The organism is Streptomyces sp. NPDC047982, assembly GCF_043204165.1.
Taxonomy (GTDB): domain Bacteria; phylum Actinomycetota; class Actinomycetes; order Streptomycetales; family Streptomycetaceae; genus Streptomyces.
Map to the genome: position 1 here is coordinate 87,314 of NZ_JBIDBS010000018.1, position 24,306 is coordinate 111,619.

Sequence of the window (24,306 nt, forward strand, 5' to 3'; positions counted from 1 at the left end):
GTCGTGCGGGGCGCACCATCGGGGACGGGCCGGGGCGGGGACGGTCAATGGCTCCACTGCCGCAGCTCGTCGGCGATGGCCCGGACGTCCGCCTTGTCCTCCTTCACCAGTCGCGCGAGGTCCCGCACCCGTTCCGGGGAGGTGACGACCGTCAGCCCGGACGCGACGAGGTAGCCGTACGCGACGGCCGAGGAGAACATGGCGTTGGAGTGTTCGAGCGCGGGGACGTGAATCAGCGACTGCAACAAGGCCGCCGCCCTGGAGTGCGGGTCGCTGTAGACGGGGCTGCCGAAGATCTCCGCCTCGTGCCGGGCCACCGCGGCCACGAGCGCGCCCCAGTCGACGACCTGCGGATCGCCGGGGGTCTTGTGCTCGGCCACCATCAGCAGCCAGGCAAGGTCGATCCGGAGGTTCAACGCGTGCCTTCGCACTCCGGACCGTACTCCTCCGCGAAGACCGCCCCGTACTGCTCCATGAAGTCGCCCGCAGCCTCCACGAATGTATGCCCCACCGTGCCGGCATCCCGCTGCACGAGTTCCTCCACGTAACGGTTCACGCTCATCCCCCTCTGCACCTCCCGTCGGCGCGCCGCCTCGGCGGTGGCCTCGTCCACGCTCACGTTCAACCGAGTCCTGGGCACGGAAACACGCTAGCGCGCGAATGTCGGCACCGACAGAGGGGCACCATGGCGCCCCCGCACGAGCGGCCCGTCACACCGGGTGCCCATCCGCGTGCCCGCGCCCCCAACCGCAGGGCCCCCTCCGGAAGACCGGGCGGCCGAACCGCGCGATCGGCCTCACGATGCTGCAAAGGGTGCTGTGGCCAGGTCTCGGTCGGATCCGGAACGCGCCGGTTCGGTCTCTCACAGCAAGCGCCCCCGCAGCCTCGCGGGCAGGCAGTCGCCCCGCAGGCGGCTGTCGTGGTCCTGCGCGTGGCGGCCGCGCGTGCCGGCACTCCTGCTCCAGTCGAGGCACGACACCACTACCGAGGCAGGACACCCCTCTGTCGCCGTCGCAGAGACGTTCGCGCACGCACCGGATCTCACCGCCGCGCCCAGGGCCCCGGATCCATCCGCGGTTCCCAGGCCGCTCACCGAGGCGGCACGGTCATCTGGGCGGGGCTCTCCCAGCCCCCGGGCCTGCGCCGGGGGCGCGAGCGGCACGGCGTTCCGGGACATGCTCGGCGCGGAACTCTGACAGCGACTACACCAGCATGGCCACGAGCTAGAGCGATTTTGCTGATCCTTTACGATGGGGTGGTCCCCTGACCATTCTTTCCGAAAGGTGTGAGTGTCCGCCCATGGGCGACCCTCCCAGTAGTCGACATTCCCGACATCGAGCGATCCTCCTGCCCCTGCCCGACCATGGGACGGAGGTGACCCCATGACCGAAGTGCTGCTGCTGCTCGTCGCGGTACTGCTCTCCCTCGCGTGCGGCGCCTTCGTCGCGGCCGAGTTCTCATTGACGACGGTCGAGCGCGGTCAGCTCGAACGCGCCATCGAGCGAGGGGAACGCGGCGCGGCGAGCGCGATGAAGGCGGTGCGCGGCCTCACCTTCCAGTTGTCCGGCGCCCAGCTCGGCATCACGGTCACCAACCTGGTCGTCGGCATGCTCTCCGAGCCGTCCATCGCGAAACTGATCCGCGGACCGTTGGAGGCCGTGGGCCTGCCTCCGACCGCGGCGTCGTCCGTCGCGCTCGTGCTGGGAACCGCCATGTCCACGGTGTTCCTGATGGTCGTCGGCGAACTCGTCCCGAAGAACTGGGCGATCTCCTCGCCGCTCGCGATGGCGAAGGCCGTGGCGACCCCGCAGCGGGCGTTCACCGCCGTGTTCCGGCCGTTCATCAGTCACCTCAACAACACGGCGAACCGGATCGTGCGCCGCTTCGGTCTGGAGCCCGCCGAAGAACTGGCCTCCGCCCGCGGCCCGCAGGAGCTGGTGGCGCTGGCCCGGCACTCCGCAAAGGAGGGCGCTCTGGAGGCGGACACCGCCGAGTTGTTCGTCCGCACCCTCAACCTCGCGGAGCTCACGGCACAGAACGTCATGACGCCTCGGGTGCAGGTCATCGCCCTGGACGTGCGGGCGACCGCCGAGGACGTCGCGAACGCCACCCGCGCCACCGGCCTCTCCCGGTTCCCCGTCTACCGCGGCAACCTGGACACCGTCGTCGGCGTGGCGCACATCAAGGACGTACTGGCTGTCCCGGCCGAGCTGCGGCCCCGTACGCGTGTCTCGCACATGCTGCGCGATCCCCTGCTCGTCCCGGAGACCCTCACGGTGGACCGGCTTCTCGACCGGCTGTCGGGCAAGCTGGCGATGGCGGTCGTCATCGACGAGTACGGGGGTACGGCCGGCGTCGTGACCCTGGAGGACATCGTCGAGGAGGTCGTCGGCGAGGTGCGCGACGAGCACGACCCGCACGAGACGCCCGACCTGGCACCGGCCGGCGAGGACGCCGACGGACGGACCCTGTGGTCGGCCGACGGCGCCGCGCGCATCGACCAGCTGCAGAGGATCGGGCTACGAGTGCCGGACGGCCCCTTCGAGACACTCGCCGGACTCGTCGCCACCGAGGTCGGACGCATCCCGGCCGCGGGCGACTCCGTCGAACTCGCCGGCTGGCGGATCGATGTCGTCGACGCCTCCGGCCGCCGGGCCGCGCGGGCCCTGCTGCACGCGCCGCTGCCCGGCGAGGAAGACGAACGGACGGAGGACGCACGATGACTGCCGTCCAGCTCTTCATCGGACTGATGACCCTGGTCGTCAACGCCTTCTTCGTCGGCGCGGAGTTCGCGCTGATCTCCGTGCGCCGCAGCCAGGTGGAACCGCAGGCCGAGGCCGGGAACCGGCAGGCCCGGAGTGTCATATGGGGCCTGGAACACGTGTCGGCGCTGCTCGCGGCGGCACAGCTGGGCATCACGCTGTGCACGCTGGTCCTCGGTGTCGTCGCCGAACCGGCCATCGCCCATCTGCTGGAGCCCGTTTTCGACGTGGTGGGGGTGCCCGACGGGCTGGTCCACCCGATCTCGTTCGTCATCGCGCTGTCCGTCGCGACGTATCTGCACATGCTGCTCGGCGAAATGGTGCCGAAGAACATCGCGCTGGCCGAGCCCGTCCGGGCCGCACTGCTGCTCGGGCCACCGCTGGTGACCCTCGCCAGGGCGCTGCGCCCGGTGATCTTCGCCATCAACGCCTTCGCCAACGGGCTGCTGAAGCTCCTGCGGGTGGAGGCGAGGAACGAGGTCGCCGCCACGTTCTCGGACGACGAACTGGCCCGGCTGGTGAAGGACGCCGGGGACGCCGGGCTGGTCGACGACCGCTCGGCCGAGCGGCTGCGCCACGCGCTCGAACTGGGCCGCCGGCCGGTGCGGGAGGTGGCACTGCCGGTGGACCGGGTGACGTACACCAGGATCGGGACGACGCCGGAGCAGTTGGAACAGCTCTCGCACAAAACGGGATTCTCCCGTTTCCCGGTGATGGACAGCGAGGGCCGCATCCTGGGCTACCTCCATGTGAAGGACGCGCTGGACGCCACCCCGCGCGACCTGCCGTTCCCCGTGACGGCGATGCGGCCGATCGCCAGGGTGCGCGCCGGGACCCCGCTCGACGACGTACTCACGGCGCTGCGGCGCAGCCGCACGCACCTGGCGGCGGTGCTCGACGAGCACGGCCGCCTGGCGGGCATGGTCACGATGGAGGATGTGCTGCGTGAGCTGGTGGGACGGCCGCAGGCGCACTGACCCGCGCCCCGGGCCGCGGGAGGTCCGACCGCGGTCCGCCGGCGGTGGCACGGGCCCGCCCGTGCCACCGCTCCCCGTGCAGCAGCGTGCGGCACGTTTCCCCGGCTGCCGGGGACTCTGTCGACGGAGCGGCGGATCGGACGGCCGCGGACCGGCGAGGCTCCGGGGCGGGGCAGGCGGATCGGGCGGATCGGGCGGATCGAGTCTGTCCTGAAGGGGCCGGATCACCCCGCGATACGATCGCATCGCCATGGAGATGAATGCCTCGTACACCAGTCTGGTCGCGGTCGGCGACTCGTTCACCGAGGGCATGTCGGACCTGCTGCCCGACGGCACGTACCGGGGCTGGGCCGATGTTCTCGCCGCTCGGCTCGCGGTCCGCACACCGGGATTCCGCTACGCGAACCTCGCGGTACGGGGCAAGCTGATCGGCCAGATCGTCGACGAGCAGGTCGAGGCCGCCGCCGCCCTGCGTGCGGATGTCGTGACACTCGTCGGGGGGCTCAACGACGCGCTGCGGCCCAGATGCGACATGGGCATGGTCCGTGGGCGGCTCGAAGAGGCCGTCGAACGCCTCGCTCCGTCGTGCGGGAAGCTCGTGCTGATGCGCAGCCCTGGCCGCGACGGTCCGGTGATGGAACGTTTCCGTCCGCGCATGGAGGAACTGTTCTCCCTGGTCGACGAGCTGGCCGCCCGCCACGGCGCGTCCGTCGTCGACCTCTACGGGGCATCGGCCCTGGGCGACCCCCGCCTGTGGGACGTCGACCGGCTGCATCTGACGGCCGACGGGCATCGCAGGGTGGCGGAGGCGGTCTGGCAGACGCTCGGGCTGCCGCCGGAGAGCGACTGGCGGGCGCCGCTCCCGGCCGGCGTACCCCCGAAGTGGGTGGCGCGACGCCTCACGGACCTCCGCTTCGCCCGCCGGCACCTGCTGCCGTGGATCGGCCGCCGTCTGTCCGGCCGCTCCTCCGGGGACGGGCGGACGGGTGCCCAGTACAGCGCCGAACTGGGACGGGCGTTCTGGGTCACCCCCGGGCAGGACGGCGACCCCGGCCCGGTGGCCACGTGGCGCAGGATGGACGTGACCCCGCTCTCGTAGCAACCCACAAACCCGGCCACGGCACTGACCTGCACAAACCGCCAGTAGAATCTCGCCATGTGACTGCTGTGTCTGCGAAGCCTCGCATCCCCAATGTCCTGGCCGGCCGCTACGCCTCCACGGAGCTGGCCGTCCTCTGGTCCCCCGAGCAGAAGGTGAAGCTGGAGCGCCGGCTGTGGCTGGCGGTGCTGCGCGCGCAGAAGGACCTCGGGATCGAGGTGCCTGACGCCGCCCTCGCCGATTACGAACGGGTCCTCGACCAGGTCGACCTGGCCTCGATCGCCGAGCGCGAGAAGGTCACCCGGCACGACGTCAAGGCCCGCATCGAGGAGTTCAACGCCCTCGCCGGACATGAACAGGTCCACAAGGGCATGACGTCCCGGGACCTCACCGAGAACGTCGAGCAGCTCCAGATCCGGCTCTCCCTGGAACTGATGCGCGACCGCACGGTGGCGGTCCTGGCCCGGCTGGGCAGGCTGGCGGCCGAGCACCGCGAGCTGGTCTTGGCCGGCCGCTCCCACAATGTCGCCGCGCAGGCGACCACGCTCGGCAAGCGGTTCGCGACCGCGGCGGACGAGCTCCTGGTGGCCTACGGACGGCTCGAGGACCTGTTGGGCCGCTACCCGCTGCGAGGCATCAAGGGCCCCGTGGGCACGGCCCAGGACATGCTCGACCTTCTGGGCGGCGACTCAGCGAAGCTCGCGGACCTGGAGCGGCGCATCGCCGAGCACCTCGGCTTCGCCCACGCCTTCACCTCCGTCGGACAGGTCTACCCCCGCTCGCTCGACTACGACGTCGTGACCGCGCTGGTGCAGTTGGCCGCGGCACCTTCGTCCCTCGCCAGGACGATCCGCCTGATGGCCGGGCACGAGCTGGTGACCGAGGGATTCAAGCCCGGCCAGGTGGGCTCGTCCGCGATGCCGCACAAGATGAACACCCGCTCCTGCGAGCGCGTCAACGGCCTGATGGTCATCCTGCGTGGCTACGCGTCCATGACCGGCGAACTGGCGGGCGACCAGTGGAACGAGGGCGACGTGTCCTGCTCGGTGGTCCGCCGGGTCGCCCTCCCCGACGCCTTCTTCGCTTTGGACGGGCTGCTGGAGACCTTCCTGACAGTGCTCGACGAGTTCGGGGCCTTCCCGGCCGTCGTCGCCCGCGAGCTCGACCGTTACCTGCCGTTCCTCGCCACCACCAAGGTCCTGATGGGTGCGGTCCGTGCCGGTGTCGGCCGAGAGGTCGCCCACGAAGCGATCAAGGAGCACGCGGTCGCCTCGGCCCTGGCCATGCGTGAACAGGGCGCCGAGCGCAACGAGTTGCTCGACAAGCTGGCCGCCGACGAGCGCATCCCGCTGGACCGCGCGCAGCTGGACGCCCTGATGGCCGACAAACTTTCCTTCACGGGCGCGGCGGGCGACCAGGTCACCGCACTGGTCTCCCGTATCGAGGAGATCACCGAGCGGCACCCCGAGGCCGCGGCGTACGCTCCGGGCTCCATCCTCTGACCGGCGCCCGCCGCAGCCGATGACACCCGAGGAGCTCGGGGCCGCCCGCGACCGCACCGTTCCCGATGTGGTCGCGGGCGGCCTGCGTGTGCTGTTCTGCGGGATCAACCCGAGTCTGACGACGGGGGCGACCGGTCATCACTTCGCCCATCCCGGCAACCGTTTCCGGCCCGTGCTCCATCAGCCGGGTTTCACGCCCCGGCTGCTGAGTCCGACGGAGCAGAGCGAGCTGCTGCGGCACGGCCTGGGCATCACCAATGTCGTCGCCCGGGCCACCGCACGCGCGGACGAACTGTCCGCCGACGAGTTCCGCGAGGGCGGACGGATCCTTGCGGCCAAGGTCGAACGGCTCCGACCGGAGTGGCCGGCGATGGTGGGGGTCACCGCGTACCGCACCGCGTTCGGCAGACGGACCGCCCGGATCGGTCCGCAGGACCACAGGGTCGGCGGCGCCCGGGTCTGGGCCCTCCCCAACCCAGCGGTCTGAACGCTCACTGGACGACTCGGACGTTGGCGGAGGAGTACGGGCGCCTGCGTGCCTCCGTCGGGCACGGCGGCCCCACCTCCGCGTGAAGCTCCGCCGCGCGAGAACCCCACAGCGTGAGAACTCACCGGCCGCGCCCCCGGCCCCACGGCCACCGCAGGCCCCTGGCCGCGCGGAGCGGCCAGTCTCTCCACGCCCCGGCCCAGACCGTGAAACCTCTGTGGCCGTGTTCCCGGGTCACGGCGCGTGCCGGCACGCCCGCGTCATGGCGGATCTATCTCCGTGACCACGACGTTCAGCTCGCAGCCCGGCCCGTCCTCCTCCAGGTAAAGGCCCAGCGCGATCCACCGGTCCTCGATCCGCCACAGTTGGAGGTACTCGCAGCCCGCGACCGTCTCGGCCCACGCCTCCGGGGTCTCCTCGCCTGCCGTCATCCGCTCCTGCGCACTCCACAGGCTGATCACCTGCGGCTCGCCCCAACGGCTCGTGAGCAGGGTCAGCAGCGCATCGTGCTCCGCGAGGCACTGCGCGCGGTGTTCGAGACGTGCCGCCTCGTCGTCGTCCCAGTGGTCGACGTCCGCGTGCAAGGACGCCGTGTGATAGCCGGGCCCGCTGACTCCCGAGCCTGACCGGATGCGCTCCGCGGGAAAGGCCCGGGTCCGCATCCCGTCGATGAGGCGAAGGTGATGTGCGGTGGTCATGTCGCCAGTAAACCGCCCAGCACTGACATTCGAACCCGCGGCCCTGGCGTTTGAAGACCCCTCAGCCCTTTCCGCGCCCTCCTCCGTCTTCCGAGCGGCCGGTGGCAGGTATCCGGGTCCGGCACGGACGTGGACATGGGCGCGGGCGTGTACGGGGCACGGCACCTGACCACCGATACGGCGGCGGGACTACACGTCCCTGCGCCGTATCGCCCACCAGCCCGCCAGCAGCGCGGCCGCCGCCCAGGCTGCGGTCACGGCGAGTCCGCCCCACGGCCCGAGGCCGGCCTCGGGGTTCTGCTGGAGCACCAACTGCCCTGCCCGGTCGGGCAGGTACTGCGCGGCGCCACCCGCGATGTCGCCGACCACGAAGGAGACGATGAGAACGAACGGTATGAGCAGGCTGAGCACGGCCACGGCGCTGCGCAGCAGCACCGCCAGGCCGGCGGCGAACAACGCCATCAGGGCCAGGTAGATCCCGCCGCCGAAGGCGGCCCGCAACGCTCCCGGTTCCCCGAGATCGATCGCGTACTCCCCCAGGAACAACTGCCCCACCAGGAAGGCACTGAAGCTGGTGGCGAGGCCGACGACCAGGGCGAGCCCACCCACGAGCGCCACCTTCACCGCGTAGAAAAGGTTGCGGTGCGGCACGGCGGTCAGGGAGATCCGCAGGGCCCCGTTGACATACTCGGACGAGATCGCGGTCGCGCCAAAGCCGATGGCCGCCAACTGCCCGAAGTTCAGGGCGTAGAAGGCGCCGAAGACCGGATCGGCATCCGCGTTGTCCGCCTCTGCCCGGCCGACGGTGGCGAACACGAGCACGGTGACGACGAGGGTCACGAGAAGCACCGCTATGAGGGATCCGAAGACGGACCGCACCGATCTGATCTTGATCCATTCGGAGTGGAACACTGCCGCAGTCGACATGATCAGGTCTCCTGAAGGTTGGTGGACGGGGCCGGCGCGGACGCGAAGTCCACGGCGTCGGACGTGAGGTCGAGGTATGCCTGCTCCAGCGTGGGGCGCTCGTCGACGAGTTCGAGAATCGTGACGCCGTGCGCGGCGGCCACGGCACCGATCTCGGCGGCCTGTGCGCCTTCGACGCTCAGGCACCCGCCGTCGCCCGGAACGGACTCGTGTCCCTTGCCGATCAGTGCCTCCCGGAGCCGGGCGGGATCGGTCGTGCGCACGCGCACCACGGGGCGGCTTCGTGACTCCAGGAAGTCCCGCATCGGCAGGTCCGCGAGGAGTCGGCCGCGGCCGAGCACCACGAGATGATCAGCGAAAGAGGATGTCTCGTTCATCAGATGGCTGGACACCAGGACCGTACGTCCCTCCCGGGCGAGACGCCTCATCAGCTCACGAATCCAGATGATGCCTTCCGGGTCGAGCCCGTTCGACGGCTCGTCGAGCATCACGATCTCCGGATCACCGAGCAGGGCGGCCGCTATGCCCAGCCGCTGACGCATGCCCAGTGAGAACGTCTTGATGCGCGCGGCGCCGACCGCGCCGAGTCCCGCCTCGTCCAGGACCTCGTCCACTCTGCGGGCGGCTATGCCGTTGCTCACCGCGAGGGCGAGCAGATGATCCCGCGCGGTGCGCGAGCCGTGGGCGGCCTGGGCATCGAGCAGAACTCCTATCCGCCGCAATGGATTGTCGAGCGCGGTGTAGGACTGCCCGCCGACCGTCGCCGTACCCGCGGTGGGCCGGTCCAGACCGAGCACGAGTCGCATGGTGGTGGACTTCCCGGCACCGTTGGGGCCGAGGAAGCCGGTGACCCGGCCCGGGCGCACGCTGAACGTGAGCCGGTCCACGGCACGGATCGTGCCGTATTCCTTGGTGAGTTCGTGGACATCGATGCTGGTCATGTCGTCAGCTTGCCGGTCCCGCAGGGGCACCGGCCTCCCCCGCGGGAGGGGATCTTCTCCCTCTCTCGGGGGAGACGCCCGGCCCGGGCGGACTGGCACGATGGCCGCATGCTCCGCCATATCCGGCCGCTGGCCACCCCCGCCACCTACACCCGGTGGCTGCACCTCCTCGTCCCGCTGGCCATCTGCAGCGTGTGGATGTTCGTCTCCATGGATACTCCGTGGGTGCTCGCGGTCCTCGCCATACCGGTCGGGTTGCTGCCGGGTATGCGGCTGGCGGAAGGGGTGCAGGCCCAGCTGCTGCTCACGCCCGCGGAGCATGGCAACCCTCACGCGGCGATCTCGGCCACGGCCGCGGCCGGCTGGGCGGACCGCTGGCGCACCGTCCTCTGGCTGGAGTTGCGGCTGGTGTTCGGCTTCGTGGTGGGTGTCATCACTTTCTGGCTGCCGATGACCACCGTGGACCTTGTCATCAGCGGTACCGGCGGCGACGTGAATCAGGGTTCGCTGATAGCCGGGCTGCAGCCGCACTGGTGGCATCTCCTTCTCACTCCCCTGCCCGTCCTGGTTCTGCTGGCCGTGGTCGTGGCGAGTGGTGAGCTGATCACTGTGGCCGCCCGGGGCCTCCTCGGCCCGTCACCGGTGCAGCGGCTCACCGCCTTGGAGGAGCGCACCGAACAGCTGCTGGAGCGCAATCGCATCGCGCGGGAGCTGCACGATTCCATCGGGCATGCGTTGACCGTCGCCGTCGTACAGGCGGGTGCGGCCCGGGCGGCCAACGATCCGGAGTTCACGGCGCGGGCACTCACCGCGATCGAGGAGACCGGCAGGGACGCGCTCGACGACCTGGAACGGGTCCTGCGGGTGCTGCGTGAAGCAGGGACACCGACGGGACGGCAACCGACGCTCGTGGAGGCGGACCGGCTTCTGGATTCCGCCCGCCGATCGGGGGCGAAGGTCGACGCGGACGTGTCCGGTCCGCTGGAGGAGGTTCCCGTGGCGGTGTCCCGTGAGGGCTATCGCATCCTTCAGGAATCGCTCACCAATGTGCTCCGTCACTCCGGGGCCGTTCCCGTCCAGGTGCGGATCAGCGTCGCGAACGGCCGGCTGGAGCTGAACGTGACCAACCCCTTGGGTGATTCGACGGGTTCGGCGGGTGGCGGGAGCGGGCTGCGAGGCATCCGCGAAAGGGCCGCGCTACTGGGAGGAAAGGCCAGGACGGGTCCGCACGAGGGCGAGTGGAGGGTGTACGCGAGCCTTCCGTTCCACGGCCTAGGCTGATCGGATGGCGGTTACCGTTCTTCTGGTCGACGACGAACCCCTCGTCCGTACGGGGCTGCGCGCGGTCCTCGATGCGCAACCCGACATCGAAGTGGTGGGCGAGGCGGACGACGGCGCGGCCGTGATCCCCCTGCTGCGTCAGCTGCGACCCGACGTGGTGGCCATGGACGTCAGAATGCCCCTGATGGACGGCATGGAGGCGACACGGCTGGTGCTGCGCACCGTGCCGGACCCGCCGAAGATCCTGGTGGTCACCACGTTCGAGAACGACGAGTACGTGTACGAGGCGTTGCGCGCGGGGGCGGACGGCTTTCTGCTCAAGCGGGCACGGCCGACCGAGATCGTCCATGCGGTGCGTCTGGTCGCGGAGGGCCAGTCGTTGCTGTTCCCGGCGGCGGTGCGGCAGCTCGCCGCGCAGTACGGCACGAACAAGGCGCGGGCGGTCATGGAGCGGGCGTCGCTCACCGAGCGGGAGGCGGCGGTCCTGCGGCTGATGGCCCGGGGGCTGTCGAACGCGGAGATCGCCGCCAAGCTCGTGGTGGGCGTGGAGACGGTGAAGACCCATGTCAGCGCCGTACTCGCCAAGTTGGGCGCGAGGGACCGCACCCAGGCGGTAATCGCGGCGTACGAGTCCGGGTTCGTCGCCCCGAGCTGAGCCACCCGGCTCCGGATGCCCGTCGGGGCCTTCGGTCGCCCGGCACCCGGGCAACGAGTACCATCCGCCTGACATGCGCACGAGCGGGAGGACAGACCGTGGGGCGGCTGACCGGTGGTGATCCATCCCTGTTGCGACGGATCAATTCCGCAGTGGTGTTGCACGCCCTCCGGGGCGCAGACTCGCCCACGCTCACGCACCTGACCCGGATCACGGGCCTGTCCAGGCCGACGGTCGAGGGCGTCATGGAAGGGCTCCTGGAGGCCGGGCTGGTCGTCGAGTCGATGCCCGACGCGGGCGAGACCCGTCGGCAGGGGCGCCCGGCGCGGCGGTTCAGATTCCGCGCCGAGGCCGGTCATCTGCTCGGCATCGAGATCGGTCCGCACCGCGTCTCCGCCCTGCTCGCCGAGCTGGACGGCCGGGTCATCGGGGCGGGTTCACGTGAGGTGCCGGCGACGGCGTGCGCAGACGACCGGCTCGAAAAGGTCCGCGTGGTGGTGGCCGATGTCCTGCGGCGGACGGGCGTGGCGCGGAGCAGTCTGCGTGCCGTCGGGGTGGGCAGCCCGGGCATCGTGGAGGCCGACGGGACGGTGCGGCTGGGCACGGCGCTGCCGGACTGGACGGGGTTGGCGCTGGGTGAGCGGCTACGGCGCTCGTTCCGCTGCCCCGTGCTCGTGGAGAACGACGCCAATGCGGCGGCGGTCGCGGAGCACTGGAAGGGGGCCGCGATCGAGTCCGACGACATCGTGTTCGTCCTGGCCGGCCTGAGCCCGGGTGCCGGATCGCTGATCGGCGGGCGGCTGCACCGCGGCTACGGTGGTGCGGCGGGCGAGATCGGGGCCCTGCACCTCCTGGGCCGCGAGGCCACGCCTGAGCGGCTCCTCTCCACGACGGACACGCCCCTGGATCCGTTGGACGAGGCCGCTGTCGCCGCCGTGTTCGCCGAGGCGCGGCGTGGGGACGCACGGGCACAGGCAGCGGTCGAGCGGTACATCCAGCGTCTGGTGCACGATGTCGCGGCCCTGGTGCTGGCCCTGGACCCGGAACTGGTGGTAGTAGGCGGATGGGCCGCGGGACTGGACGGCGTGCTGGAGCCGCTCCGCCGCGAGCTGGCCCGCTACTGCCTCCGGCCGCCGCGTGTGACGCTGTCATCGCTGGGCGAGGCGGCGGTGGCCATGGGTGCCCTGCGGCTGGCGCTCGATCGCGTCGAGGAGCAGGTGTTCGCGGTGGAGGGAACGGTGACGGCCCGCCGCTGAGCGCGACGGACCGTTCACGGCCCCCGCGGGCCGGTCCGCAGACGTCTCGACGGTCCGTTCACGCACTTGAGGGGCGGGGTGGGACGGGCTCGGGAGCGTTCCGTCCGAGTCGTCCCGAGCCATGTCGTCCGGGACGCCTGCCGCTCACGGCGGGTTCAGGACGCCTGCCGCTCCTGGCCGTGGTGGCTGATCTCCAGGTCGCCCGAGTCACCGAACGTGAGTCGGCAGGTGTCGGCGCGGTACGTGGCGACGGAGAGTGCCGCGGTACCGCCCGCCCCCGGATAACGGGTGGTGACGACGAGGACGGGGGAGCCGGGGAGCCGGTCGAGTTCCTTCGCGTCGTCCGCGCGCGCCGAACCGAGTTCCACCGACCGGTCCTGCCCGTCGAGGCCGAGGCGGTGCAGTTCGCGCAGGACGCCGCGGGCCCGCACGGGGCCGGACGACGCGTCGATCGCGGGAAGTCCGGGCACCGACGAGGACGGGACGTAGAGCAGCTCAGCCGCGATCGTCTGCGCCTGGGCGACGCGGATGCGGCGGACGATGTGGACCGGCTCGTCACCGGCCACTCCGAGCACGGACGCCACCGACGCCGGCGCGACCGCGGTCGTGCAGCCCACCGGCTGCCATGCCTCGCCGACGCCGCCGCCCGACCATTCGCGCCGCCCCGAGGAGACCGCGACCCCGACGCGCGGCGGCGCGACGGTGGTGCCGACGCCTCGGCGACGCTGCAGTCTGCCTTCCAGTTCGAGCTGTTCCAGTGCCTGCCGGAGCGTGGCACGGGCGACTCCGAACCGAGCAGCGAGCTCACGCTCATTGGGCAGGATCTCTCCCACCGCAAACTCCGAATCGAGTGCCTCACTGAGCACGGTCTTGAGGTGCCAGTACTTCGGCTCCTGCACCGATTCCGGCTGCGTGGTCCCCACCCTGTCCTCCGCAATTGCCCAGCGGCTTTTTCGCGACGCTATTTATTAAAGGTTCCTGTCTTAACGGTGAGACCATAGGGCCGGACACCACCTTGGTCAAGACCAATCCTCCCGCGGTCGCACAGCGAAATGACCGCTGCCACAGAGCGTTCACAGGACGTTCGGGGCGCCGCGAGCCGCCCGCAAGCAGAATGGCTCCGCGGCCGTGTGGGCCGGGGAGCCTGGGAGTGCGGCTCGGAGCAAGGATCCCGCGACGGCGGACTGCCGTCATGCCCCGCTGAACGGGCGTCAGGGCGCGGGAAAGCCGGTCACCGGTCGACCACGCCGGTGAGTTTGTCAGGGTTGCGCACGATGTACACGCACTGGACCAGGCCGTTCCTGACCTCGATCTGGACGGCGGAGTCCGGCATTCCGCCCGAGAGCACGAGCAGGCCGGGGCCACCGTTGAGTTCCACGGCCCGTATGTCGAAGTCCTGGGTCCGGCCGTGGACGGTGGCGCACAGGAAGCGGCCCACCTTGTCGGCGCCCTCGATGACGCGCAGCGGCGCCTTGGCCTTTCCGCCGCTGTCGCCGACGAGCCGCACATCGGTGGCGAGCATCGCCAGCAGCCGCTCGATGTCACCGCCCGCAGCCGCCGCGAGGAAGCGTTCCGTGAGGTCACGTCGCTGGGCCGGGTCGACGTCGTAGCGCGGCCTGCGCTCCTCCACATGGCGCCGCGCACGTCCCGCGAGCTGACGCACGGCGGCCTCGGACCGTTCCAGGGCCGTGGCGATCTCGGTGTACGGGAAGCCGAACGCCTCGCGCAGCACGAAGACGGCGCGTTCCAGCGGCGACAGGGATTCGAGGACGACGAGCACGGCGAGCGAAACCGAGTCGGCGAGAACCGCCCGCTCCGCCGTATCGGGTACGGACGGCCCGAAATCGGTGACGAGGGGTTCCGGCAGCCAGGGCCCCACGTACGCCTCGCGCTGCGACCGCACCTGACGCAGCCGGTCGACGGCGAGACGGGTGGTGATCCGGACGAGGTAGGCGCGCGGTTCCCGTACGTCCTCGCGGGAGGCGGACGACCACCGCAGCCATGCCTCCTGCACCACGTCCTCGGCGTCGGCGATCCGCCCCAGCATGCGGTAGGCCACTGCGATGAGCACGGGGCGGTGGGTTTCGAACACATCGGTGGCGGTGTCGGCTGTCACCCGTCCATCCCAGCCGACGCGCGGCACGCTGTCCAGTACCGACCGCCCGCCCCTCGAACTGTGGCCCACGCGGCGGCACTTGCCCTCACCCAGCGGTCCACGTGGCTCCAGCACGAGCTGTCGCGCTCCCGCGCGGTGCGGAAGGTGATCGCCGCCGACGTGCCTCTGGTGCTGGTGGTCCCGACGGGGCGCCCGACTCCGATGCGGTCGCCCAGGGGTGCTCCCGATCAGCCGCTGGGCCGGGAACTCCAGATCGCGGAACTGCTCCGGGACGTCAAGCACCGGCGGATCACCGGCACGGTCCGGCTGACGGCCGACGTGCGCTACACGTCGGCCCGGCACTACGTGCCCGAGCGTGCCGTGTTCATGGACTTCGCGCCGTTGTGGGAGTTCGTGGCGGTTTTCTGGCGGCCGGTCACTACCCGGCCAGAGCACTCGACGCGACGTTCGGTCCCGACCGGGTCTTCGTGCGGGCACCGGACCGCGCGAACGTGTCGCCGATGGAGTCCGCGCAGTTCTTCGGCGAGGTCGACATCGACGGCACAACGGTGAGTCGACCGTGCGACTGCGCGCGCAGGGCGGTTCCGTGCTGTTCAGCAAGGTGCTGCGGCCGGGGCTCGTCGGACAGTGAGACGGCCGCGGCCACCGGCCCCCGGGCGGTGGCCGCGGCCGATTGTCAGTGGTGGGTCCTACGGTTTTTCCCATGACCCGATCCGTTCAGGCATTGGCCTACGCACGCCCGTCCGCCGTGGAGTCCTCGGAGGCCGGGCGGCTGCTCGGTCTGGAGACGTCAGGGGGACTCACCCCCCGGGGTGCCGAACCCCATCCCCGGTTCTTCTCGGGATTCCTCACCTCCCCGAGCATCGCCGCCCGCGGCCTGCTGGCCGTGGCGGACGTGGCGTCCGCGCGCTACTACCAGCGAACGCTGCCGGCCTCGCTCGATCCCGTGGTGACGGGCAACGGCGACCGGTTGCGTTTCGAGTCGTTCTCCGGCTGTTGCGGCGTGTACGCACGCCTGGACGTGCTGCGGGAAGGACTGGACGGCGCGGAGACGGGGCACGGCACGACGAACGTGGACGTCAACAACCCGTTGCGGGAAGCCCTTTCGCGGATAGCGGGCGACGATCCGCTGCACATGCGGGTGGGTCCGGAGGAACTGGCCGTCACCACGCTGGACGGACCGGTCGTGGAGAAGAAGGTGCCGCTGCCCGACCGGTGGCTGCGCGGCTTCGCGGAGGCTCAGGTGGTCTCGGCCGGTTTCGATGTGCGGGCCGAGTTGCCCGCCGCCGAGGCCGTGCGGTTCCTGCGGTCGCTGCCGCGCACGTCGGGTAACGCCTCGCGCGGTGCACGCTGGGTGATCCCGGCGGGGAAGACGCTCAGGCCCACGACCCGCCCGGTGGCGGGGGCGGTGTGCCTGCCGGGCCCCGAACGACTGATGGCGTTTCAGCGGGTGCTGCGTCATGCGACGTCCCTGCGGGTGTACGGGCCGGTGGCCGACGGGGCGGCGGCCGCGAGCGCCTGGGAGGCGGTGCTGCCGGGCATGCGGCTCACGCTGACACTGTCGCCCGATGCCTCGCGCGGATTCTCCGGCGAGGGCGGGGTTCTCGAGGCGCTGGCCACGGAGGACGCCGCGGCCGACGCCGAACTGGTGTCGCTGCTGCTGGCCTGGGAGCCACGTATCGAGCCTGCCGATCTGGCCGAGCAGTCGGGCCTGACGGTGGAACGGGTCCGGGCCGCGCTCACGCGACTGGGGACGGCGGGCCGGGTCGGTTACGACCTCGCGGACGCGGCCTATTTCCACCGCGAACTGCCGTACGACGCCGACCGCGCCGAGCGGCACAACCCGCGTCTGGTCGCGGCCCGGGAGCTGGCCGGTTCCGGAGCGGTCGTGCTCGACGGGGACGTGGCGGTCGTGTCATCGGGCGAGCGTCGCTACCAAGTGAGGGAGAAGGACGGAATGCTCGGCTGTACCTGCCAGTGGTGGATCGACTATCGCGGCAGCCGGGGCCCCTGCAAGCACGCCCTGGCCGTGCGGATGGTCCGTCGTGGTGCGCCGGTCGCCGGAGGTGCGCGATGAAGGATCTGCTCACCGCCGTCCGGGAAGGGCACGTGAAGGACGTCCCGGGCCTGCTGGCCGGACTGGACCGGGCCGGGCTCCGGGCTGCCCTCGCGGAGTTGAAGCAACTACGCAAGGAGGCACGGGGCTGGCACTGGAACGAGCGGGAGAGGTCACGCGACGCACTGTTCGTGGCGGGGGCGGGCTGCCACACGGGGGCGGCGGCCTGTGCCACCTGGCTCGCCGGCCGGGATCTGATGGGGTGGCGACGCATCCGCGTCACGCGGGTCATCGAGGTGCTGGCGGATCGTGACCCCGCCTGGGTCGCCGATGTGGCCCATCGGCTCGCGGCACGGCCCGCGGCGGTGGAGTCCACTTACGAACTCATCGTCGGCCTGGTGAAGCTCGCAGGGTGTCCGGTCCCCACCACGGACGCCTTCGTGCGCGGCTGGGCGGAGCACGTCTCCTCCGCGCCCTGGGAGACGCGCAAGACGCGTCCCTTGACCGACATCCTGCGCGCGGATCCGTACCTGCCGGTTCTCCTCCCGCGCGTCTTCGAGTTGCCGGAGCTGCCGCCGCAGATGACCTGGATCGAGGAGACGGCGATGAATCCGTGCCAGTGGCCGGTGGCGCTGCCCGCTCTGGTCGAGGAGGGCCTGATCGAGCGGACGGCGCTCGTGGACATGTGCATCGCGCGGCTGCTCCGGGGCGGCAAGCCCGCGGAACAGCGTTTGTGCCTGGCGCTGGTGCGGCGGCTGGAGCTGACCGAGCGGGAGGAGGCCGGGCATCTCGCCGACTGGGCCGCCATGGCGGCGGACGGGATCTCCACCGTCGCCGGTCACGCGCAGGAGGTGCTCGGCCGGATGCACGAGCGCGGCGAGCTGCCGGTGCGGTCGCTGGCGGAGTTCTCGGGTTCGGTGCTGTTCCGTACCGAGAAGAAGCTGGTCCGGTCCCAGCTCGTGCTGATCGGCAAGGCGCTGCGGCGCGACCCGTCGGCGGCCGACGAGCTGCTGCCCGTGGTCGCGGAGGTCTTCGGGCACGAGGACATCGGCCTTCAGGAACGGGCGCTGAAACTCGTGACGCGGTATCTCCCCTCCGCCGGTGACGCGGCACGGGAGGAACTGGCATTGTCGGCCGAGCAGTTGAGCCCGGTGCATCAGGTAGCCGCGAGCGAGGTGTTCGGCGACCTGCTGAGCGAGCGGCCGACGGCGGAGCCGTACGAAGAAGTGCTACCGATCCCGCCCGCGCCACGTCCGGTCGCGCCGGCCCCGGCCACGTTGCCCGAACTCATCGAGGAGGTGACGCTCCTGACGGGTGATCTGCGGTCCGGATTCGGCGGCTCCGGTGCCCCCTTCGACGTGTCGGCGTTCGAGCGGACACTGGACGGGCTGGTACGGCACGCCCATACCGACCGGACGGCACTGGGCAACGCGCTGCGTGAAGCGCTGACCGGTCGGTGGCGGATCGACAGCGAGCCCAGCCCTCATCTCAGGCGGTGGCTCATCTCGCACTCGGGCATCGAGATCGTCGTGGCCACGCTCCTCGGTGGGGAGTCGGCGCGGGCCGTGGCAGCCGGCCGTCCGTCGCGGAAGCCCGACTGGAGGTGCGCCCACGCGGCACTTGACGGGATCCGCAAGGCCCGCCTGTGGGAGGCGGCCGATGCCGTGCTGGACGGCAAGGTGCCGTTCCTGCTGGCCGTACCCACATCCCACACCGGTTCCCTCGATCCGGCCGTGTTGGTGGACCGGCTGCGCGCGTACCAGCGGCTGGGCGTGCAGCCCGGTGACGCCGATTTCGGTCAGGCCCTGCTCCGCGTGCCGCGCGGCGAGACGCACCACGGGGCAGCGGCGGCAGCCGCGGCGCTCGGCACGACGGAGGGGGATCGTCTCGCGGCGTGGCTGCGCGCCGACGAACCGCTCGCCCGTGTGCACCGCTTCGACCTGAAGAGGCGGACCCACGCGGCCGGCGACCTGGTGTCGACGCCGGGCACCTGGACGCACCGCGTGCTCATGGCCAGTGAGGAACGTCCGTTCATCCAGCGGGAGCTCCCCCGCCCCTTCCACTGGCTGGGAGAACCGCACACTCCCACGCATCACCTGTGCCACCACTGGGGCGAACGGCCAGAGGGCTGGACCTCGTCCCTGCCGCAGGACGCGGAGACGCTGGCCGCCTGGATGTTGCCCAACATCTCGATCGGCATGGCCGAGGAGATACGGGACACCATGCGGCCACTGCCGGCGCTCGCCGAGCTCGACGCGCCCGCGGGCGAGGCGGTCCATCTGGCAGTCGCGTACGGCCTGGCGTGCCGCCACCATGAAGACCGCCTCCTGGCGGTGGACGCCCTGCTGATACTCGCCGCGCGCCACCGGTTGGACGCGGCGCTGCTGGGCGAGCAACTGGCGGTCCTCCTGGAACTCGGGCCGGCGAAGCCGAACCGGTTCGCGGAATCCGCCCGTACCGCCGCCACCACCGGCGCGTACCGGACGACCCTCTCCGTGCTGGCCGCGGTCCTGCCCGGGCTGCTGGCCCGCCGGAAGGCTCCGCGTGGGCTGAGTGATCTGCTCGCCGTGGCCGCCGAATGCGCGGAACACTGCGGCGCGGTGCGGGTCGAGCCGATACCCGGGCTCGCCGAGACGGCGGCCCGCGGCGGCTCCTCGCAGCTGGTGCGTCAGGCGGTGCGTCTGAAGACCGCCTGGGACCAGAAAGCAGGACCGGCGTGACCGCCGCGAACATCGCGGTGTGACCCACAGGCGCGGAGGGTGTCCGGGAACCGCCCGGACCGGACCTGGTCCGGTCCGGTCCGGGCGCGCGGGCTCCCCCGGACCGGAGGGGTTCCCGCGCAGTCGCCCGGGCCGACTCCGGCCAGGAAACGGGGGCCACAGGAGCCACCCGCCCGCGGCCCCGGTCAGCAGCGGGTGCTGCTCCGGCGCACCGCGCCCCTGGCCGTATCGGTCCAAGGCCGCTTCGGTTCGGGCGGCTCGACCCCATCGCACCGCGCGCCGATGAACATGTGCTCGCGCTTCCCGAGGGAAACGAGATCACCGTGCGCCGCGCGGACCAGGGCGACCTGGAGGCGGCCCGGGCCATGCACGACCGCTGCTCCGACCGGACGCTCCGCCTGCGCTATCACGGCCCGGTACGTGACGCCGACCGCTACCTGGACCATCTGCTGAGCCCACGCTTCGGTCGCTCCCTGGCCGCGCAGACCGCCTCCGGACGCCTGGTCGCCCTGGGCCATCTCCTCTGGGACGGCGACGAGACCGAGGTCGCCCTGCTCGTCGAGGACGAGTGGCAACGGCGCGGGATCGGTTCCGAGCTGCTTCGCCGACTGGTGGCGCTGGCCGTCGAGGCGGGCTGCGAGAACGTCTACGCGGTCACCCGGGCATCCCACACGGGCATGGTCGCGGCCATGCGCGCGCTGGCCCTGCCGCTGGGCTACCAGATCGAGGAGGGCACGGTGGTCATCACCGCCCGGCTGGACGCGACCCCGGTCCGTTCACTGCCGCCGCACGAGCAGGCCGGTCACCGACGAGCGGGCCGGTCCCGGCCGACGGACAGCTGACCGGCCGACAGGTCACTCACGGCCGACGCGACGCTCAGCGACCGACGGACCCCGCGTCGCGTACTCGACGGGCGGGGGCATGCGGACACCCGTCCCCGCGCCCCCGTCCTTCCCCATGAGGCCGGTCCGCCCCCTGACGAGGCCGGACCCACCTCCCTACGAGGCCGGATCCGCTCCGGGGCCCTGGACCGCTCCGGAGACGGAGGCGGCCTCGGACGCACGGTCCGACTCGGACACCGGCTCCTCTTCACCGGGGTTCGACCCGTCGCAGTCCAGCGCCCGGGAGAGGTCGGCCCACAGATCCTCGACATCCTCCAGGCCGACGGACATGCGCAGAAGCCGGTCCCCGACGCCGGCCGCCTGCCGGTCTCCCTCCTCCACGATGCGGTGGCTGATGGACGCCGGGTGCTGGATCAGGGTGTCGACGCTGCCGAGGCTGACCGCCGGTGTGATGAGCCGTACGGCCGAGATCACCCGGTGGGGATCGCCATGCACCTCGAACGACACCATCGCCCCGCCCAGTGCCGGGTAGTGGACCCTGGCCACGCGCGGGTCGCCCGCCAGCCTGCGCGACAGTTCCGAGGCGGTCGCGGAGGCCGCCCGCACCCGCACCGGGAGCGTGGCGAGGCCGCGCAGCAGCAGGTATCCGGCCATCGGGTGCAGCACGCCGCCGGTGGCGAAGCGCACCTGTCGCAGACGCGCCGCGAACTCCTCGTCGCAGGCGACGACCCCGCCCATCACGTCGCCGTGCCCTCCGAGGTACTTGGTGGCGCTGTGCAGCACGATCCGGGCGCCGTGCTCCACCGGCCGCTGGAGCACGGGAGTGGCGAAGGTGTTGTCGACGAGCAGCGGCACCGATCCGCAGGAGTACGCGATCGCCCGGATGTCGACCTCGGCGAGCGTGGGGTTGGCGGGCGTCTCCACCATGACCAGACCGGTGTCCGGCCGGATCGCCTCGGCGATGCCCGCCGGATCGGTCCAGGTCACCTCGGTGCCCAGCAGACCGGCGCCGAGGAGGTGGTCGCTGCAGCCGTAGAGCGGGCGGACGGCGACCACGTGACGCAGCCCCATGCTCGCCCGGACCAGCAGCACGGCGGTGAGCGCCGCCATTCCGCTGGCGAACGACACGGCGCTCTGGGCTCCTTCGAGCCGGGCGAGCGCGTCCTCGAACCGGGCTGTCGTCGGATTGTCCAGGCGTGCGTAGACGGGCGGGCCGTCGAGCCTGGCGCCGTTCGCGGCGAAGGCGTCGATCCGGCGGGCCTCGCCCCTGGAGTCGTACGAGGGGTAGGTGGTGGACAGGTCGATCGGTGGAGTGTGCAGACCGAGGGCCGCGAGATCGTCACGGCCCGCGTGCACGGCTTCGGTGGCGAGCGCCCGGGAGCGGGGGGTCGCCGGGGGCGCCATGAAGGAGTCGGTGTCCATGACATCACTCTGAACATCGCCCGGGTCCCTCCGGGAACGTCCCGTGCTACGTTCGGCAGATGTCCGAATCCGTCGTTCTCGACCCGGTGGACCTGCACATTCTGCGGCTGCTGCAGAACGATGCCCGGACCACCTACCGTGAACTGGCCGCCGAGGTCGGCGTCGCCCCGTCGACCTGCCTGGACCGGGTGGCCAGGTTGCGTCGTTCCGGGATCATTCTCGGCCACCGACTTCGCCTCGACCCGGCGCGGATCGGCCGGGGGCTGGAGGCCCTGCTCTCCGTACAGGTGCGCCCGCACCGCAGGGAGCTGATCGGCCCGTTCGTCGAACGGATCAGGGCGCTGCCGGAGTCCCGCGCGCTCTTCCATCTCACCGGGCCCGACGACTACCTGGTCCATGTCGCGGTCGCCGACACCGCGGATCTCCAGCGTCTGGTGCTGGACGAGTTCACGTCGCGGCGCGAGGTGGCCCGGGTCGAGACCCGGCTGATCTTCCAGCAGTGGGAGTGCGGCCCGCTGCTGCCACCGGCGGCCGGAGCGCGGGGAACGAGTCCCTGAGTTCGCGCGGAACAGGCCACTGCGTCCGAATGCTGATGACGCGAAGGCCCTCACCGTACGAGGATGTCCGCATGTCAGAAACTGCCGGCAGCGCACTGCCCCGCCAGGTCGCCGACGCCTACGTCGACGCATACATCGAACTCGACCCGATCTCCGGCACGTACCTGGGTGTCGCGGCGAGTTCGCGACACCTCCCCGATTTCTCCCCCGCCGGGCAGGAGGCCCGCGCGGAGCTCGCCCGCACCACGCTCGCGAGGCTCGACGCGGCCGAACGGCTGCCCGGCGCGGACACCGACGCCGAGCGCCGCTGCGGCCGTCTGCTCCGCGAGCGCCTCACGGCCGAACTCGCCGTGCACGAGGCCGACGAGGGGCTGCGCACGGTCTCCAACATCCACTCGCCGGCGCACAGCGTCCGTGAGGTGTTCACGGTGACGCCGACCGAGACCGATGAGGACTGGGCGGCGGTCGTGGACCGGCTGCGGGCGGTGCCCGCCGCGCTGGAGGGGTACCGCGAGTCGCTGGCGCTCGGCCTGGAGCGCGGGCTGCACGGCGGGCCTCGCGCCGCCGCGACGTTCATCGGCCAGCTCGACGAGTGGGCCGGTGACGGCGGGAACGGCTTCTTCGAGGAGTTCGCCGCCGCCGGCCCGCCGTCCCTGCGCGCCGAACTGGACGAGGCCGCCGCGCGGGCGACGAAGTCGGTCGCACAGCTGCGGGACTGGATGCGCGAGGTGTACGCCCCCGCGGTCGAGGGCTCGCCGGACATCGTGGGCCGTGAGCGGTACGCGCGCTGGTCGCGCTACTTCAACGGCACGGACCTGGACCTCGACGAGGCGTACGCGTACGGCTGGTCCGAGTACCACCGGCTGCTCGCCGAGATGAGGACGGAGGCCGAGAAGATCCTGCCGGGCGCGGGGCCGTGGGAGGCACTGGCCCACCTCGACGTCCACGGCAAGCACATCGAGGGCGTCGAGGAGGTCCGGACCTGGCTCCAGGACCTCATGGACGAGGCCATCGAGGCGCTCGACGGGACTCATTTCGAACTCGCCGAGCGGGTGCGGAAGGTGGAGTCCCACATCGCCCCGCCCGGCGGCGCCGCGGCTCCGTACTACACGGGCCCGTCCGAGGACTTCTCGCGCCCCGGCCGCACCTGGCTCCCCACCATGGGCGAGACCCGCTTCCCGGTCTACGATCTGGTCTCGACCTGGTACCACGAGGGTGTGCCCGGCCACCACCTGCAGATCGCCCAGTGGACGCACGTCGCCGACAGCCTCTCCCGCTACCAGGCGTCGATCGGCGGGGTCAGCGCCAACTGCGAGGGCTGGGCGCTGTACGCGGAACGGCTCATGGACGAGTTGGGCTTCCTGCCCGACCCCGAACGCCGCCTCGGCTACCTGGACGCGCAGATGATGCGCGCCTGCCGGGTCATCGTGGACATCGGCATGCACGCGGAGATGGAGATCCCCGCGGACTCGCCGTTCCACCCCCGTGAGCGGTGGACTCCCGACCTGGCCCAGGAGTTCTTCGGCAACCACAGCGGCCGTCCGGCCGACTTCGTGGAGAGCGAACTCACCCGCTACCTCTCGATGCCGGGGCAGGCCATCGGCTACAAGCTGGGCGAACGTGCGTGGCTGCTCGGCCGGGAGAACGCCCGCGCGGCGCACGGCGACGCGTTCGACGCGAAGGCGTGGCACATGGCCGCGCTCTCGCAGGGGCCGCTCGGGCTCGACGACCTCCTCGACGAGCTGTCCAAGCTCTGAGCCGTTTGTCGCCCCTCCTTCCCTCCGCTCCCTACCCGCCTCCGGCACTCCCCTCGGGGCGCCTCGGCGGGAGCAGCGGGAGGGAGGGGCACTCGTCCGGCCCCGCCTGTCAGCAGCCGCAGTCGTCGGAGGCGGCCGGCGTGGTGAGCGGGTCGGCGTCGCGTCGCGCGCGCCCGTCCCGGGTCTCTCCGGCAGGTGCTTGGCGGCGCCCAGGCCGACGCGCAGGCCGCCCTTGACGACCCCGCCACCCT

General features: G+C 71.5%; 19 protein-coding genes and 3 pseudogenes. 14 read left to right on the forward strand and 8 right to left on the reverse strand.

The features are described 5' to 3' along the window. Positions 1 to 44: 44 nt before the first annotated feature. A complete protein-coding gene (locus tag ACGF2V_RS22235) occupies positions 45 to 416 on the reverse strand; it encodes a fic family toxin-antitoxin system, toxin component (RefSeq protein WP_362620236.1) in 372 nt (123 codons plus the stop codon). After that, a complete protein-coding gene (locus ACGF2V_RS22240) occupies positions 413 to 640 on the reverse strand; it encodes an antitoxin (protein WP_362620099.1) in 228 nt (75 codons plus the stop codon). The genes ACGF2V_RS22235 and ACGF2V_RS22240 overlap by 4 nt, the downstream gene beginning before the upstream one ends. 742 nt (positions 641 to 1,382) lie before the next feature. Here ACGF2V_RS22240 and ACGF2V_RS22245 point away from each other — a divergent pair. The 5 genes and pseudogenes from ACGF2V_RS22245 to mug all read left to right on the forward strand — a co-directional run bounded on the left by ACGF2V_RS22245 (position 1,383) and on the right by mug (position 6,913). After that, entirely contained in the window at positions 1,383 to 2,723 is a 1,341-nt protein-coding gene (locus ACGF2V_RS22245) for a hemolysin family protein (RefSeq protein WP_362620097.1), read from the forward strand. After that, positions 2,720 to 3,739, forward strand: coding sequence for a hemolysin family protein (locus ACGF2V_RS22250; RefSeq protein WP_362620095.1), 1,020 nt, complete (start codon positions 2,720 to 2,722; stop codon positions 3,737 to 3,739). The genes ACGF2V_RS22245 and ACGF2V_RS22250 overlap by 4 nt, the downstream gene beginning before the upstream one ends. Positions 3,740 to 3,989: 250 nt before the next feature. Next, a complete protein-coding gene (locus tag ACGF2V_RS22255) occupies positions 3,990 to 4,838 on the forward strand; it encodes an SGNH/GDSL hydrolase family protein (protein WP_362707775.1) in 849 nt (282 codons plus the stop codon). Between the two features lie 68 nt (positions 4,839 to 4,906). Beyond that, entirely contained in the window at positions 4,907 to 6,340 is a 1,434-nt protein-coding gene (gene purB / locus ACGF2V_RS22260; protein ID WP_362620235.1) for an adenylosuccinate lyase, read from the forward strand. 19 nt (positions 6,341 to 6,359) lie between these two features. After that, positions 6,360 to 6,913: pseudogene (mug, locus tag ACGF2V_RS22265) on the forward strand (G/U mismatch-specific DNA glycosylase). A gap of 174 nt (positions 6,914 to 7,087) precedes the next feature. Here the strand turns inward: mug and ACGF2V_RS22270 are convergent. The 3 genes from ACGF2V_RS22270 to ACGF2V_RS22280 all read right to left on the reverse strand — a co-directional run bounded on the left by ACGF2V_RS22270 (position 7,088) and on the right by ACGF2V_RS22280 (position 9,393). Beyond that, on the reverse strand, positions 7,088 to 7,525 hold the full coding sequence (locus ACGF2V_RS22270; RefSeq protein WP_362620090.1) for a hypothetical protein: 438 nt from the start codon (positions 7,523 to 7,525) through the stop codon (positions 7,088 to 7,090). A 189-nt stretch (positions 7,526 to 7,714) separates the two neighbouring features. After that, positions 7,715 to 8,452: an ABC transporter permease gene (locus ACGF2V_RS22275; RefSeq protein ID WP_362707772.1), complete on the reverse strand. Its 738-nt coding sequence runs from the start codon at positions 8,450 to 8,452 to the stop codon at positions 7,715 to 7,717. Between the two features lie 2 nt (positions 8,453 to 8,454). Next, positions 8,455 to 9,393, reverse strand: a complete 939-nt coding sequence (locus ACGF2V_RS22280) for an ATP-binding cassette domain-containing protein (protein ID WP_362707770.1) — start codon at positions 9,391 to 9,393, stop codon at positions 8,455 to 8,457. A 108-nt stretch (positions 9,394 to 9,501) separates the two neighbouring features. On the opposite strand from ACGF2V_RS22280, the gene ACGF2V_RS22285 reads away from it, so the two are divergent. The 3 genes from ACGF2V_RS22285 to ACGF2V_RS22295 all read left to right on the forward strand — a co-directional run bounded on the left by ACGF2V_RS22285 (position 9,502) and on the right by ACGF2V_RS22295 (position 12,585). Then, a complete protein-coding gene (locus ACGF2V_RS22285; protein ID WP_362620084.1) occupies positions 9,502 to 10,674 on the forward strand; it encodes a histidine kinase in 1,173 nt (390 codons plus the stop codon). Positions 10,675 to 10,678: 4 nt separating this feature from the next. Continuing rightward, on the forward strand, positions 10,679 to 11,329 hold the full coding sequence (locus tag ACGF2V_RS22290) for a response regulator transcription factor (protein WP_362620082.1): 651 nt from the start codon (positions 10,679 to 10,681) through the stop codon (positions 11,327 to 11,329). 98 nt (positions 11,330 to 11,427) lie between these two features. Next, positions 11,428 to 12,585 carry an ROK family protein gene (locus ACGF2V_RS22295; protein WP_362620080.1) on the forward strand — a complete coding sequence of 386 codons (1,158 nt, stop codon included), beginning with the start codon at positions 11,428 to 11,430 and terminating at the stop codon, positions 12,583 to 12,585. Positions 12,586 to 12,740: 155 nt separating this feature from the next. Here ACGF2V_RS22295 and ACGF2V_RS22300 read toward each other — a convergent pair whose 3' ends face one another. Together ACGF2V_RS22300 and ACGF2V_RS22305 are read right to left on the reverse strand one after the other, a co-directional pair. Continuing rightward, the gene (locus ACGF2V_RS22300) at positions 12,741 to 13,508 is read right to left on the reverse strand and encodes a GntR family transcriptional regulator (protein WP_362620076.1); all 768 of its coding nucleotides are present in this window, start codon (positions 13,506 to 13,508) and stop codon (positions 12,741 to 12,743) included. 308 nt (positions 13,509 to 13,816) lie between these two features. Beyond that, positions 13,817 to 14,701: an RNA polymerase sigma-70 factor gene (locus tag ACGF2V_RS22305; protein ID WP_362707767.1), complete on the reverse strand. Its 885-nt coding sequence runs from the start codon at positions 14,699 to 14,701 to the stop codon at positions 13,817 to 13,819. Between the two features lie 102 nt (positions 14,702 to 14,803). On the opposite strand from ACGF2V_RS22305, the pseudogene ACGF2V_RS22310 reads away from it, so the two are divergent. The 4 genes and pseudogenes from ACGF2V_RS22310 to ACGF2V_RS22325 form a co-directional block, all read left to right on the forward strand. Continuing rightward, positions 14,804 to 15,332: pseudogene (locus tag ACGF2V_RS22310) on the forward strand (alkaline phosphatase D family protein); the annotation flags it as partial. Positions 15,333 to 15,404: 72 nt separating this feature from the next. After that, positions 15,405 to 16,778, forward strand: a complete 1,374-nt coding sequence (locus ACGF2V_RS22315) for an SWIM zinc finger family protein (protein ID WP_362620072.1) — start codon at positions 15,405 to 15,407, stop codon at positions 16,776 to 16,778. After that, positions 16,775 to 19,477: a DUF6493 family protein gene (locus ACGF2V_RS22320; protein WP_362707765.1), complete on the forward strand. Its 2,703-nt coding sequence runs from the start codon at positions 16,775 to 16,777 to the stop codon at positions 19,475 to 19,477. Before ACGF2V_RS22315 ends, ACGF2V_RS22320 begins: the two co-directional genes overlap by 4 nt. Before the next feature lie 254 nt (positions 19,478 to 19,731). Then, positions 19,732 to 20,319, forward strand: a pseudogene (locus ACGF2V_RS22325) (GNAT family N-acetyltransferase); the annotation flags it as partial. A gap of 156 nt (positions 20,320 to 20,475) precedes the next feature. Here ACGF2V_RS22325 and ACGF2V_RS22330 read toward each other — a convergent pair. Further along, the gene (locus tag ACGF2V_RS22330; protein ID WP_362620068.1) at positions 20,476 to 21,741 is read right to left on the reverse strand and encodes a PLP-dependent transferase; all 1,266 of its coding nucleotides are present in this window, start codon (positions 21,739 to 21,741) and stop codon (positions 20,476 to 20,478) included. A gap of 59 nt (positions 21,742 to 21,800) precedes the next feature. Here ACGF2V_RS22330 and ACGF2V_RS22335 point away from each other — a divergent pair, with 59 nt between their 5' ends. Together ACGF2V_RS22335 and ACGF2V_RS22340 are read left to right on the forward strand one after the other, a co-directional pair. After that, on the forward strand, positions 21,801 to 22,298 hold the full coding sequence (locus ACGF2V_RS22335; RefSeq protein ID WP_362620066.1) for an Lrp/AsnC family transcriptional regulator: 498 nt from the start codon (positions 21,801 to 21,803) through the stop codon (positions 22,296 to 22,298). Positions 22,299 to 22,369: 71 nt separating this feature from the next. Then, positions 22,370 to 24,055: a DUF885 domain-containing protein gene (locus ACGF2V_RS22340; RefSeq protein ID WP_362707762.1), complete on the forward strand. Its 1,686-nt coding sequence runs from the start codon at positions 22,370 to 22,372 to the stop codon at positions 24,053 to 24,055. Positions 24,056 to 24,306: the final 251 nt, after the last annotated feature.

Bases quoted from the DNA above. Each gene is read 5' to 3' on its own strand.
- ACGF2V_RS22340 (WP_362707762.1), top strand. From the start codon at position 22,370: ATGTCAGAAACTGCCGGCAGCGCACTGCCCCGCCAGGTCGCCGACGCC.
- ACGF2V_RS22270 (WP_362620090.1), bottom strand. From the start codon at position 7,525: ATGACCACCGCACATCACCTTCGCCTCATCGACGGGATGCGGACCCGG.
- ACGF2V_RS22330 (WP_362620068.1), bottom strand. From the start codon at position 21,741: ATGGACACCGACTCCTTCATGGCGCCCCCGGCGACCCCCCGCTCCCGG.
- ACGF2V_RS22320 (WP_362707765.1), top strand. From the start codon at position 16,775: ATGAAGGATCTGCTCACCGCCGTCCGGGAAGGGCACGTGAAGGACGTC.
- ACGF2V_RS22250 (WP_362620095.1), top strand. From the start codon at position 2,720: ATGACTGCCGTCCAGCTCTTCATCGGACTGATGACCCTGGTCGTCAAC.
- ACGF2V_RS22245 (WP_362620097.1), top strand. From the start codon at position 1,383: ATGACCGAAGTGCTGCTGCTGCTCGTCGCGGTACTGCTCTCCCTCGCG.
- ACGF2V_RS22255 (WP_362707775.1), top strand. From the start codon at position 3,990: ATGGAGATGAATGCCTCGTACACCAGTCTGGTCGCGGTCGGCGACTCG.
- ACGF2V_RS22285 (WP_362620084.1), top strand. From the start codon at position 9,502: ATGCTCCGCCATATCCGGCCGCTGGCCACCCCCGCCACCTACACCCGG.
- ACGF2V_RS22275 (WP_362707772.1), bottom strand. From the start codon at position 8,452: ATGTCGACTGCGGCAGTGTTCCACTCCGAATGGATCAAGATCAGATCG.
- ACGF2V_RS22290 (WP_362620082.1), top strand. From the start codon at position 10,679: ATGGCGGTTACCGTTCTTCTGGTCGACGACGAACCCCTCGTCCGTACG.
- ACGF2V_RS22280 (WP_362707770.1), bottom strand. From the start codon at position 9,393: ATGACCAGCATCGATGTCCACGAACTCACCAAGGAATACGGCACGATC.
- ACGF2V_RS22335 (WP_362620066.1), top strand. From the start codon at position 21,801: ATGTCCGAATCCGTCGTTCTCGACCCGGTGGACCTGCACATTCTGCGG.
- ACGF2V_RS22315 (WP_362620072.1), top strand. From the start codon at position 15,405: ATGACCCGATCCGTTCAGGCATTGGCCTACGCACGCCCGTCCGCCGTG.